The following is a 12,379-nucleotide window of genomic DNA, read 5'->3' as shown; positions in this document are numbered from 1 at the left end:
AGCATCGCAGGGAGGCCAGGTGACCGCACCCGATCCCGCGACCCTCCGACTCGGCGTGATCGGCGCCGGCTTCATGGGGCGTCAGCACCTCGACTTCATCCGCGCCGCGGCGGGGGTGTCGCTCGCGGCGGTGGCCGACCCCGCGGTGCCCGCCGACGGCTTCGAGTGCCCGGCATACGAGTCGGCGGAGCTGATGCTGGATGCCGCGCAGCTGGACGCCGTCGTCATCGCCAACCCGAACGCGCTCCACGTCGAGACGGCCGTCCGCTGCCTCGAGGCAGGCGTCGCCGTGCTGCTGGAGAAGCCGGTGGCGGTGGACTACGCGCAGTCCCTGCAGCTCGTCGAGGCCGTGAAGCGGCTGGACGGCAGGCTCCTCGTGGGGCACCACCGCCGCCATCACCCCGCGGTCGCCCGAGCGCACGCCGCGGTGCACGGCGGCGAGCTCGGCGAGGTCGTCGCCGTCAGCGGGCTGTGGTCCGCCCGCAAGGAGGACGCGTACTTCACCGACATCCCGTGGCACAGCCGGCCGGGCGCCGGCGTGCTCCTCATCAACGTCGTGCACGACCTCGACCTGCTCCGCCATCTGTGCGGCGAGGTCGTCGAGATCCAGGCGATGCAGAGCTCCCACGCCCGTGGCCTCGACGTGGAAGACACGGTGACGCTCAACCTCCGCTTCCACAGCGGCGCGGTCGGCAGCTTCCTGGCGTCCGATGCCGGCGTCTCGCCGTGGGGCTGGGATCAGGCCACCGAAGAGACCTCGGCCTTCCCGTTCCTCCCCGGCGGCGTGGCCTACCGCATCGTCGGCACCCGGGCGGCACTGTCCGTGCCGAACCTGGCGCGGTACGCCTACGATGCGTCGGTCTCGCCCGATTGGCACTCGCCGCTCTCGCGCACCTACCTCCCCGTCGTGCCGCGCGGATCGTTCCCGGCGCAGCTCGAGCACTTCGCGGAGGTCGCCCGCGGCCGCGCCGCGCCGCTCGTCTCGGCCGAGGACGCGTCGCGCACCTTGGCTCTGGTCGAGGCGGCGGCGCTCGCCGCCCGCACGCATCGGACGGTGGATGTGGCGCGGTTCCGCGCCGACGTGGAGGCGGGCCGGCGACCATGACCACGCAGGTGGCGCGGGAAGGAGGATCATGACCGAGCGGCACTCCGGGTCATTCGATGCGATCGTGTTGGGCGGCGGACTCGCCGGGTTGGCGGCGGCACAGCGGCTCGCGGCTCACGGCCACCGGGTCGCGCTCCTCGAGAAGCGCGATCGCCTGGGGGGCAGCACCGCGCTGAGCGGCGGGTGGTTCGCGCTGTCGGGCACCGCCGCGCAGAGGCGGCTCGGCGTGGACGACTCCGACGACCTCTTCCTCTCCGACATGCGCGAGACCGGGGGCGGGTGCGCCGACGAGTCGCTGCTGCGGGCGCTGGTCGACGGTCAGGCGCACGCGGTCGAAGCCATCGACCGCGCCGAGGCGTGGACCGACGAGCTCAAGGTCAGCGCGGGGATGACGGTCGCGCGTGCCCACCTCGTGCGCATCCACGCGCTGCGGGCGCACCTCGAGGCCGAGGCGGTCGCCGCCGGTGCGGTGATCCGCCGCGGACTCGCAGCGGATCGGCTCGTGGTCGACGATGATCGGGTGATCGGCGTCGAGGCGGGCGGGGAGGTGCTCCTCGGGTCGTCGGGCGTCGTCCTCGCGACCGGCGGATTCTCGCGCAGCCGCGAGCTGCTCGAGCTCTTCGTGCCCCACCAGGCGGCCGCGATGCCGTACGGCGGCGTCGGCAACACCGGCGATGGGCTCCGCATGGCATGGCTGCTGGGCGCCGGGCTGGCCGACATCGGGCACGTCTCGGGCACCTTTGGCCAGCACGCCGATACGACGGACGACGAACACGAGCTCCTCACGGCCAACTACCTGGGTGCGATCCTCGTCAACGCGCACGGCGAGCGCTTCGCGGACGAGTCGGCGTCGTACAAGGTGCTCGGCTCCGCCGTCCTCGGCCAGCCCGGTCGCGCGGCGTTCCAGGTCTTCGACGCGGTCGTGCGCGCCCGTTCCCGGCCCGGGGTTCCGCTGTCGGACATGGAGCGACTGGAGGAGCTCGGGCATCTCGTGAGCGCACCTTCGATCCCGGCGCTGGCGGCCGGGCACGGCATCCGTCCTGAGAATCTGGAACGCACGATCGCGCAGTACAACAGCGCCGTGGCCGAGGGCGTCGGCGACGCCTTCGGGCGGACCGGCCTGGTGAACGGCGTGGGCGCGCTCACCCCCGTCGAGAAGCCGCCGTTCTACGCGTACGCCGCGGTCACGGCGATGACCTCGACCTTCGGCGGGCTGCGCGTGGCGCCCGACGCGGGCGTGCGACGCATCGACGGCACGCGCATCGCGGGGCTCTACGCCGCCGGCGAGGTGGCCGGCGGCTTCCACGGCGCGTCGTACATGACCGGCACCGCCCTCACGAAGGCACTCGTCTTCGGCGTGATCGCCGCCGACTCGCTCGCCGCCGCGGACCCCGCCGCCGGCTGACCACCGCCGCCGCCGGCTGACCACCGGCGCCCGGAGTCAGTCCCCGGTGAGGCGATCGGCCGCGCGGATCGCCAGCTCGTAGCCGTACACGCCGGCTCCCGCGATCACGACGCGCGCGACGGTCGAGATCAGCGACTGCTGGTGCACGGTGTCACGGGCGTGGATGTTCGTGATGTGCACCTCGAAGACGGGTGTCGGGAGCATGTGGAGCGCATCCAGCAGCGGCACGGAGTTGAAACTGAATCCCGCCGGGTTGATCACGACGACCGCGCCCTGGCGGAACGCCTCGTGCACCCACTCGACGAGCTCGTGCTCGGCGTTGGTCTGCCCGAAGAAGAGGTCGAAGCCGTGATCGGCGGCGACCCGCTCGCACGCGGCCCGCACGTCGTCGAGCGTCGCGGTCCCGTACAGCTCGGGCTCGCGGAGGCCGAGCATGTTGAGATTCGACCCGTTCAGCACGAAGAGCTTCCGCGTCATGGTTCTTCCTCTCTGCGGCGGCATCCTGCCCGCCGGGTCCCACGGGTCGGCGTCGTGGGCACGGCGGGCAGGATGCCGGCTACATCAGGCCGAGCAGGGTCGGCAGGAACGTGACGATCACGGGGAACAGCGTCAGCAGCAGCAGTACGGTTCCCAGCGGGATCAGGAACGGCAGGATGCCGCGGAACAGCTCTCCCATCGGCCTGCGCGTGATCGAGCCGACCACGAAGAGCACGGCGCCCACGGGTGGTGTCAGCGATCCCAGCATCAGGTTGAGGATCATGATGACGCCGAGCTGGACCGGGTCGATGCCGAACTGGCCGATGATCGGCATGAGGATCGGCACCAGCACGAGGATCACCGGGGGCGCCTCGAGCGGGATGCCGAGGAGGATCAGCAGCACGTTGAGCAGCAGCAGGAAGACCAGCGGATTGTCCGTGATCCCGGTGAGCCACTCGCCGAGCGCGCGCGACACCTGCTCGCGAGCGAGCACCTGGCCCATGAGGTTGGACGCCCCGAGGATCAGCAGGATGCCCCCGGAGATCACGACGGTCTCCTTGGCGGCCTTCCAGAACACGTGCCAGTTGAGCGTGCGGTAGATGAGGCCGAGGAACAGCATGTACACCGCCGCGATGCCGGCGCTCTCGGTGGGTGTGAACCAGCCGCTGAAGATGCCGCCGAGGATGATCACGGGAAGCAGCGCGGGGCCGATGACACGCACGGAGGCCTTCGCGAGCATCGAGCCGTCGAACGGCCGGGCCACGGCGACCTTGGGGTGGCGCTTCACCCAGATGAAGATGTAAAGGGCAAGACCGAGGGCCATCAGCATCGCCGGGATGATCGAGCCCGCGAACAGCGCTCCGGTCGAGATCGACGCGGTCGCGGCGAAGAGGACCGCGGGGATGCTCGGGGGCATCACGGTGCTCAGGAGCGATCCCGAGGCCGTCAGGCCGGCGGAGAACCCGTACGGATAGCCCGCCTTGAGCATCTGCGGGATCTGCACCTTGCTCGTCGAGGCCGCGTCGGCCAGCGCCGACCCGCTGATCCACGAGAAGCCGATCGCGGTGCCGAGGTTGACGTAGGCCAGGTTGCCGGGCAGGCGAGGCAGGAGCGCACGCGCCAGGTCGTACAGGCGTGTCGCGATGCCGAGGTGGTTGGCGATGGTGCCGACGAAGATGAACAGGGGGACCGCAAGCAGCGGGAAGCTGTTGATGCCGTTGACGACCGAGGTGATCGCGTACCCCGCCGAGAGCCCGTGGCTGTAGAAGTAGAGCAGGCTCGCGGCGATCATCGAGAACGCGACGGGCACCCGCAGCAGCAGGAGGACGACGAACAGCAGGATGTAGAGCCAGAGGTCCAAAGCGTCAGCCTTCCATCTCGCCGATGTCGAGCTTGCGCTCCGGCCGGTGCGCGTAGGGGATCTTGAATGCGGAATGGATGGCGGCCGACACGAATCCGATCAGCGCGAACACGTACAGCGCGCCGTACGGCACGTGCATCGCGGCGCTGAGGCGGCCCCACTCGGCGTCGATCTTGACGAACGCCTCGTAGGCGAGGGCCAGGCTCGTGGCCACCATGATGACGGCGGAGACCACGCGCAGCGCGACGAAGAGCCTCGTACCGGCCAGGAGCTCGTCGAAGATCTCGAGCACGATGTGGCCGTTGCGGCCCACCAGGTACCCCGTCGTGATGAACGTCATGGCGATCATCGACAGGAGCGCGAGCTCGCCGGCCCCGACCCAGCTGACCGAGGGGAAGTAGCGGCCGAGCACCTGGTACATCACGCCGAAGACGATGAGGGCGAACAGCGTGACGCCGATCATGATCTCGATCGCCGACAGCACCCGGATGAACATCGGGTCGGCGGGCACGCCCTGATTGAGCTTCGGCGAGGTGTAGTAGGTGTTCGTGTGGGGGTAGATGGAGTCCCCGACGCCAGGCTCCGCCGGACGGTCGGCGCCCGGCTCCGCGGGCGGGTTCGCGGGCTGGTCGGAATCGGGTGCCGGAACCTTGTCGGGCTCCTCCGCGGGCCCCTCCCCGGGCTTGTCTGTCATGGCTTCACCGCCATGTCGCCTTGGTGCATTGCCAACCTCTCTGTTGATGCCGGGGCGTACCTGGATCCACGCGCAGATCGCCGCCCCTGCGACTCTGGCTGTCGCGCGCGTGCCTGCAAAGACGAGTTTCGCCGAATGGGACACCGCCCGGCGCACAGGTCCGCCCCCGTCGATCACGACGGGGGCGGACCTGTGCGAGGCGCGACCGCGGCTCGACCGGGCTACTTCACCACGGTCACCGTGGCCGTCGAGGTCAGCTGCTCCTGAACGCCTTGCGCGTTCAGGACGTTGACCCGCACGGTGAGGCTCGCCTGGCCGGTCGGCACGTTGTTGTCGACCTGCGTCGCCTCGAACTGCAGGATGACCCGGTTCTTGTTGGCCGTCACCTTCGAGGCGTCGATCGGGGTCGACGACAGCGGCGTCAGCAGCTCGGCCTCACTGTCGTAGGTGTACCCCGCCGGCAGCTCGAACTGCGCCGTCACCTTGCCGTTCACGCCCGTGAACAGCCCCGTGCCCGACCCGAGCTGGAGCTTGCCCGGAGTGAAGGTGAGCGCACCGGGCTGGTCCTGCGGAGCCAGGTACACCTCGATCTTGCCCGTGGGGCGCGGGTCCGTGCAGTCGTTGAAGAAGTACTCGCCGGCACGCGTGAACGTGTGCTGGTACGTCTCTCCCGGCTGCAGCTTGACGTTGAACTCGCCCTCGAAGAACTGCGTCGCGCAGTGCTCCTTCAGGTTGGGGAAGTTCGGGAACGTCTCGGCTCCCGGGTTGCGGAAAGTGACAGTCGTGCCGACCGGCACGCGCAGGTTGGTCGGCTGCATGCCGGCCTGCGCGACGCTGTCGCGGGCCGCCGCGGTGTCGGCGGTGCGGCTCGAGCGGGCGAGGAGCACGGTGTTGCCCACTGTCGAGCCCTCGACCGCCGCGCCGCTGACCGGACGACGGATCGACAGCGGCGCCGTCATGGGGCCTTCCTGGCTGCCCGACTCCGTGCGGTATTGGCCGCCGAGCTTGAACGACCACAGCGAGTCGCCCTGCGTCACCGAGCCGCCGTAGGGGTTCGTCGATCCGGCCGCGAAGAACGCGACGTACTGCTCGCCGTCGACCTCGTAGGTGACGGGGGCCGCCGCGATGCCCGAGCCGGTCTGGAACTCCCACAGCACCTCGCCCGTCCGGGCGTCCATCGCCAGCGCGCGTCCGTCGATCTGGCCCACGAAGAGCAGATCGGATGCCGTGGTCATGGGTCCCTGGCCGTGCGACATGTCGGTGCCCAGGTGGTTCTGCCACGCCACCGCGCCGGTCGACGCGTCGTAGGCGAGGATGCCGCCGGTCTGGTACTGCCCGATCGCGCGCTGTCCGTTGGCCGCCGCGCCGTTCCAGTGCGCCACCGGGTTGGTGCCGTACGGGAAGTACACGAGGTTCGTGCTGTGGCTGTACGAGTTGTTCGACCAGTCGCCGCCGCCGTTCTGGCTGGTCGTGGACAGGATCGGCGCGTCCCACTGCGGGTCGTACATGCAGCCCTCGCGGTGGCCGACGTGGCCCTCGGGGTACGTCAGGTACGGCTCGTCGACCGCGACGTAGCTGTTGGGGTTGAAGACGAGGTTGCCCTCGGCGTCCGGCTGGTAGCCGTTGTAGTTCGGCACCGCGCGCCACGGGTCACCCGGGATGTTCTCGGGGTCGAGCTTCTGCCACACGAGGCATTCGGGCAGGAGCCGGTGCTCCGGGAACGGCTGCGTCTCGGAGTGCAGCTGCCGCGAGTCGGTGATCATCTCCTTCTCGACCACCGGGAGGGCGGGCTTGCCGTCGGTGCGGTCGAGCACGAACTGATGGCCCGACTTGCTGCCGTAGAACACCACCTTGCGCTCCTCGCCGCCGATCTCGATGTCGGCGAGGGTCGGCGGGTGGACGTTGTCCATGTCCCACACATCGTGGTGGATCGACTGGTAGTGCCACTTGTAGGCACCGGTCGAGGCATCCACCGCCACCATCGTGGTCGAGAACAGGTTGTCGCCCGGGCGCAGCGACCCGTTCTGCGACGACGTGCAGCTGCGTGCGTTGCCGAACGTCATGTAGTAGAAGTTCAGCTCCGGGTCGACCGCGCCGTGGATCCACGACGTCGCACCGCCCTCCTCGGCGCAGTCCGTGCCGTCGGGAAGGACCGGGCCCCAGGTCGCGGACGCGTCGAAGGTCACGCCGTCGAGGCCGGTGAACTGCTCGCCCCGCTTCGGTCCGCCGAAGAAGTGCCACAGGTACGATCCGTCGCTGGAGTCCAGCGCCACGACCGCGCCGCGATCGCCGTCGGCCGCGTGGGCGTACACGATGCCGTCGTAGTACACCGTGGCCACCTTGCCGACGCGGCCGAGGTCCTCGCCGTTCGGGCCGGTGGGCTGCACGGCCCACACCTCCGCGCCGGTCGACTGGTCGAGTGCGACGACGCGGTTGCCACCTGCCAGCGTGAAGATCAGGCCGTCGCCGGCCGACACGCCGCGGCGGGTGCCCGACAGGCCGTAGACGGTGTTCTCCCACTTCCAGATCGGCTCGCCCGTGACGCCGTCGACGGCGATCACGCCGCCGCTCGGGGTGTCGAGGTAGAGCACGCCGTCCACGACGATCGGCGTCGTCTGCTGGCCGGTGTCGTCGCTCGCGGGAGCGACGGCCGACACGTGCGTGCGCCACGCCGGCGCGAGGTCCTTGAGGTTCTGCTTGGTGATCTGCGTCAGGCCCGAGTAGTGCTGGTTGCCGAGGTTCCCTCCCACCGTCGGCATGTCGGCGCCCGTCGGGTCGACGCCGGTGAGCCCCGCGGGCGCGACCGGCTCGGCCGGTCTCGGCAGTCCGTACGCGGGTGAGGCAGCGACGGCGAGCGCCAGCGCCAGCGCTCCGATTCCCGCCGCTCCCAACCTCGTGGTCAGTCGTCTACGCATCCCTTGCTCCTTGATCATCGTCGATCCGACCTCGGTGGATCGCGTCCGTCCGAGGCCGCTGTGGGGAATGCTTTCCGGTCCGTCCGACCTGGGTGATCGGCCGCAGCGGTCAGCGCTCGGACGCTAACCCCGGCCACCGGAGGGGGCAACCTCGCGGCCCATCGAGTGGCACAACCCTTCGCGAGACGGCTCGCGGACGGGTCGCGGATGCCGCCGCTCACCGTCCAATGGGACACCCTTTGTCGGCGGCGACGCGGCGTGAATAGCATGCGGCGGTCGGCACCCCACGCCCATGGACGGAGTTGTCATGGCTGCTTCAGCATCGAAACCACTGTCGCCGGAACAGGAACGCGAGCTCGATGAGGTGTTCGCCCGCGCCCGGGCGGCCCTCGCTGTCATCGAGACCTACGATCAGGCTCGCGTCGACCGGCTGATCCAGGCGGTCGCGTGGGCGGTGGCCAACCGCTCGACGTTCCACCGCCTCGTCGAGATGGGCATCGAGGAATCCGGGCTCGGCGACTTCGACAGCCGCATGAACAAGCGGATGAAGATCCGCGGCGTCCTGCGCGACGCGCTGCGCAGCCCGTCCGTGGGCGTCATCGAGGAGGACGCCGAGAAGGGTCTCGTCAAGTACGGCAAGCCGGTGGGGATCATCGGCTGCGTCGTCCCGACCACCAACCCCGACCTCACCCCGGCGGGCAACGCCATCTACGCGATCAAGGCGCGCGACGTGGTCGTGTTCTCGCCGCATCCCCGCTCGAAGAACACGACGCTCGAGACCGTCCGGCTCATGCGCGAGGCCCTCGAAGCGGAGGGCGCACCCGCCGACATCCTGCAGTGCATCACCCTGCCGAGCCTCGCCGCGTCGCAGGAGATCATGGCCCGCTCCGACCTCGTGATCGCCACGGGCGGCCAGGGTCTCGTGCGTGCGGCCTACAGCTCGGGCACCCCGGCCTACGGCGTCGGGGCCGGCAACGCCACCGAGTTCGTCGACGAGACCGCCGACCTCCAGGAGACCGCCCGCAACTGCCGGATCTCCAAGACGTCGGACTTCGGTTCGGGGTGCTCGGCCGACGGCAACGTGCTGGTGCCGGCAGCCCGCTACCGCGAGATGCTCGAGGCCCTTCAGGCCGAGGGAGGCTATCTCGCGTCCGCCGACGAGCGGTCGGCGCTGCAGCGGGTGATGTGGGACGAGGGGGGGCACCGGCTGCCCGACACAGTGGCGATCTCGCCGCAGGCGCTCGCGAAGGCCGCGGGCTTCGGCATCCCTTCCGATGCGACGTTCATCGTCGTCGAAGGCGATGGGATCGCGGAGGACCGGCAGTTCTGCAAGGAGAAGCTGACGACGCTGATGGCGGTCCACGCGTACGAGGGCACGTTCGAAGATGGCGTGGAGCTCGCCAAGCGGCTCTACGACATCGGCGGCAAGGGCCACTCGTGCGGCATCGCCTCCACCGACGACGCCCACATCGACTACTTCGCTCGCCACATGCCCGTCTCGCGCATCATGGTGCGCCAGCCCAACTCCAAGGCCAACGCCGGGGCGTTCACCAACGGCATGCCGATGACGTCGTCGATGGGCTGCGGCACGTGGGGCGGCAACATCACGTCCGAGAACGTGTCCCTCCGCCACTACCTCAACACGACGTGGGTCTCGCGCACGATCGCCGAGGACCGCCCCTCCGACGAGGACCTCTTCGGCGACTTCTACGACGCCGCTCTCGAGTCCGCCGACACGACCGCGGCCGTGCGATGACCGCCGGGGCGACAGGGAGGGCAGGACGATGAGCGGAGAATCGGCCGAGGAGCTCGTCGACGAGGCCCGGCGGTGGTGGCAGACCGACATCATCGAAGTCCGGCCCGGCGAGATCGCGCTGCGCGGGTACCCGATCGAGGATCTGCTGGGTCGCGTCGGTTTCGTCGACACGATCTGGCTGATGCTGCGGGGCGAGCTGCCCTCGCCGGCGGAGGCGAGCCTTTTCGAAGCCGCGCTCGTGGCATCGGTCGACCACGGTCCGCAGGCGCCGTCGATCGCGATCGCCCGCATGGCGACGACCTGCGGGGTTCCCGTCAACGCCGCGATGGCATCGGCGATCAACGTGCTCGGCGATGTGCACGGCGGTCCGGGCCAGCAGTGCATGGAGATCTACCTCGAGATCGATGACGAGCTGCGACGAACGGGAGACCTCGCGGAGGCGACGCGCCTGGTGCTGCAGCGGCAGCGGGAGGCGGGTGTCGACTACGTCCCCGGCTTCGGCCACCGCTTCCACCCGCTCGACCCCCGCACCCCGCGTCTGCTCTCCCTCGTCGACGCCGCGGCGGCCGACGGCACGGTGGACGGCCGGTTCGCGGCCATCGGCCGTGCGGTCGAGGATGCCATCAGCGCCGGCCGGCCGCGGCGCATCCCCATGAACGTCGACGGCGTGACCGCCGTCATCTACTGCGAGCTCGGGTTCACCCCCGAGCTCGGCCGCGGGGTCTTCATCCTCGCCCGGTCGGTGGGGATCCTCGCGCACGCGGCCGAGCAGCTGACCCAGGGCGGCCGGATCAAGGGACCGATGCCCAAATCGATCGGATACACGTACACGGGGCCGGCGCGCAGGTCCGTCCCGCTCGACCTCGATGAGAGAGGAACACCTTCATGAAGGACCTGGTGTCAGACCAGATCGTGCGCTACCTCGAAGCGCGCGACGTCGCGCACGTCTTCGGGCTCTGCGGCCACACCAACATCGCGCTGCTCGCGGCGCTGGAGAAGAGCGAGCGCATCTCGTTCGTGAACGTCCGCCACGAGCAGATCGCCGCCCACGCCGCCGACGGCTACGCCCGTGTGACGGGGCGAGCGGGCGTCGTGCTCACGCACCTCGGCCCCGGTCTGACGAACGCGGCGACCGGCGTCGCCAACGCCGCACTGGACTCCATCCCGCTCGTCGTCATCGCGGGCGACGTGCCGACGCACTACTTCGGCAAGCACCCCCACCAGGAGATCAACCTCCACGCCGACGCCGCGCAGTACGAGATCTACCGCCCGTTCGTGAAGCGCGCCTGGCGCGTGGACCAGCCGCACCTCATCGCCGAGGTGCTCGACAAGGCCTTCACGCTCGCCGAGAGCGGTCGCCCCGGGCCCGTGCTGGTCGATGTGCCGATGGACGTGTTCTCGGCAGAGGTCGACGTCGCGCTGTTCGACAAGGTGATCGGCAACACGCGCGCCCTCGCGCGGCCCTCCCTCGACGAGGCCGTCGCCGAGCGGATCGTGCGGAACCTGCTGGACGCCGAGAAGCCGGTGCTGTACGTCGGCGGCGGCATCGTCGCCGCCGACGCCGCGGCCGAGCTCGCCGAGTTCGCAGACCTGCTGTCGCTGCCGGTCGCGCACAGCCTGATGGGCAAGGGCGCGGTGCCTGACGACAGCCCCCTCGTGCTCGGCATGACGGGGTTCTGGGGCACCGCGTTCACCAACGAGGCGACGAGGACCGCGGATTGGATCCTCGCCCTCGGCACCAGGTTCGCCGAGGCCGACTCGAGCTCGTGGTACTCCGAGTACACCTTCGACATCCCCGGCACGAAGCTGATGCAGGTCGACATCGATCCGGCCGAGCTCGGCCGGAACTATCCGCTCGAGATCGGCGCGATCGCCGACCTCAAGGCGGCGCTCACCGTGCTCGTCCGGGTGGCGCGGCGACTCGCGCCGGAAGGCGTGGACCGTTCCGCGCTGCTCGCGCGGATCGCCGAGAGCAGGGAGGCGGTGAGGGGCGAGAATGCCGAGGCACAGGTCTCGGAGGCATGGCCGATGCGGCCCGAGCGGATCCTCTCCGAGACCCGCGAGGTGCTTCCCGCCGACGCGATCATCACGACGGATGTCGGGTGGAACAAGAACGGCGTGGGCCAGCAGTTCGACATCCTCACTCCCGGCACGTTCCTCACCCCCGGCGGGTTCGCGACGATGGGCTTCGGGGCGCCGGCGGCCGTCGGAGCGAAGATCGCCCATCCCGACCGTGTCGTCGTCTCTCTCGTCGGGGACGGTGGCTTCGGCCAGAATCCGGCGGTGCTGGCCACGGCGCGCGAGGAGGACGTCGCGGTCGTCTGGGTCGTGATGAACAACAACGCTTTCGGCACCATCGCAGGGCTCGAGAAGGCGGCGTTCGACACCACCTACGGGACGGTGTTCGGCAGCGCCGACGACCCGATGTACACCGACTTCGCCGCCATCGCGGAGGCGTACGGGGTCACCGGGATCAAGGTCGACTCCGCGGCGGAGTTCAAGCCGGCGCTCGAACGCGCGATCGCGCTGGGGCGCCCGGTCGTGATCGACGTGTCGATGGTCAACGTGCCGACGCCGACGACGGGGCACTGGAACATCCTCGACATCTACTCGCCCGATCAGCCGATCGAGCACGTCGCGACCCACTGATCCGTCGCCCCGGCGGCG

9 protein-coding genes are annotated in these 12,379 nt (G+C 70.0%); 5 read left to right on the top strand and 4 right to left on the bottom strand.

The features are described from left to right. Nucleotides 1–19: 19 nt before the first annotated feature. Both IM767_RS01045 and IM767_RS01040 read left to right on the top strand, forming a co-directional pair. The gene (locus IM767_RS01045) at nt 20–1,105 is read left to right on the top strand and encodes a Gfo/Idh/MocA family protein (RefSeq protein ID WP_162564228.1); all 1,086 of its coding nucleotides are present in this window, start codon (nt 20–22) and stop codon (nt 1,103–1,105) included. Nucleotides 1,106–1,133: 28 nt separating this feature from the next. Beyond that, complete coding sequence (locus IM767_RS01040; protein ID WP_162564227.1) at nt 1,134–2,510, top strand: FAD-dependent oxidoreductase; 1,377 nt, start codon at nt 1,134–1,136, stop codon at nt 2,508–2,510. Nucleotides 2,511–2,546: 36 nt separating this feature from the next. Here IM767_RS01040 and IM767_RS01035 read toward each other — a convergent pair whose 3' ends face one another. From IM767_RS01035 to IM767_RS01020, 4 genes are all read right to left on the bottom strand, one after another. Beyond that, nucleotides 2,547–2,987 carry a type II 3-dehydroquinate dehydratase gene (locus IM767_RS01035; RefSeq protein WP_109209561.1) on the bottom strand — a complete coding sequence of 147 codons (441 nt, stop codon included), beginning with the start codon at nt 2,985–2,987 and terminating at the stop codon, nt 2,547–2,549. Nucleotides 2,988–3,066: 79 nt separating this feature from the next. After that, the gene (locus tag IM767_RS01030; protein ID WP_109209560.1) at nt 3,067–4,347 is read right to left on the bottom strand and encodes a TRAP transporter large permease; all 1,281 of its coding nucleotides are present in this window, start codon (nt 4,345–4,347) and stop codon (nt 3,067–3,069) included. 4 nt (nt 4,348–4,351) lie between these two features. After that, nucleotides 4,352–5,041: a TRAP transporter small permease gene (locus tag IM767_RS01025; protein ID WP_109209559.1), complete on the bottom strand. Its 690-nt coding sequence runs from the start codon at nt 5,039–5,041 to the stop codon at nt 4,352–4,354. Nucleotides 5,042–5,262: 221 nt separating this feature from the next. Further along, complete coding sequence (locus IM767_RS01020; protein WP_162564226.1) at nt 5,263–7,956, bottom strand: outer membrane protein assembly factor BamB family protein; 2,694 nt, start codon at nt 7,954–7,956, stop codon at nt 5,263–5,265. Nucleotides 7,957–8,263: 307 nt separating this feature from the next. Between IM767_RS01020 and IM767_RS01015 the strand changes: the two genes are divergently transcribed. The 3 genes from IM767_RS01015 to IM767_RS01005 are packed head-to-tail and all read left to right on the top strand — an operon-like array spanning nt 8,264 to nt 12,361. Further along, nucleotides 8,264–9,712, top strand: coding sequence for an aldehyde dehydrogenase family protein (locus IM767_RS01015; RefSeq protein WP_109209557.1), 1,449 nt, complete (start codon nt 8,264–8,266; stop codon nt 9,710–9,712). Between the two features lie 28 nt (nt 9,713–9,740). Then, entirely contained in the window at nt 9,741–10,601 is an 861-nt protein-coding gene (locus tag IM767_RS01010) for a citryl-CoA lyase (protein ID WP_109209556.1), read from the top strand. Next, on the top strand, nt 10,598–12,361 hold the full coding sequence (locus tag IM767_RS01005) for a thiamine pyrophosphate-binding protein (protein WP_109209555.1): 1,764 nt from the start codon (nt 10,598–10,600) through the stop codon (nt 12,359–12,361). Before IM767_RS01010 ends, IM767_RS01005 begins: the two co-directional genes overlap by 4 nt. Nucleotides 12,362–12,379 lie beyond the last annotated feature (18 nt).

Source organism: Microbacterium ureisolvens (assembly GCF_015278315.1).
GTDB lineage: Bacteria > Actinomycetota > Actinomycetes > Actinomycetales > Microbacteriaceae > Microbacterium > Microbacterium ureisolvens.
The sequence above is the reverse complement of the archived record's forward strand: the minus strand, read 5'-3'. Positions and strand labels throughout refer to the sequence as shown.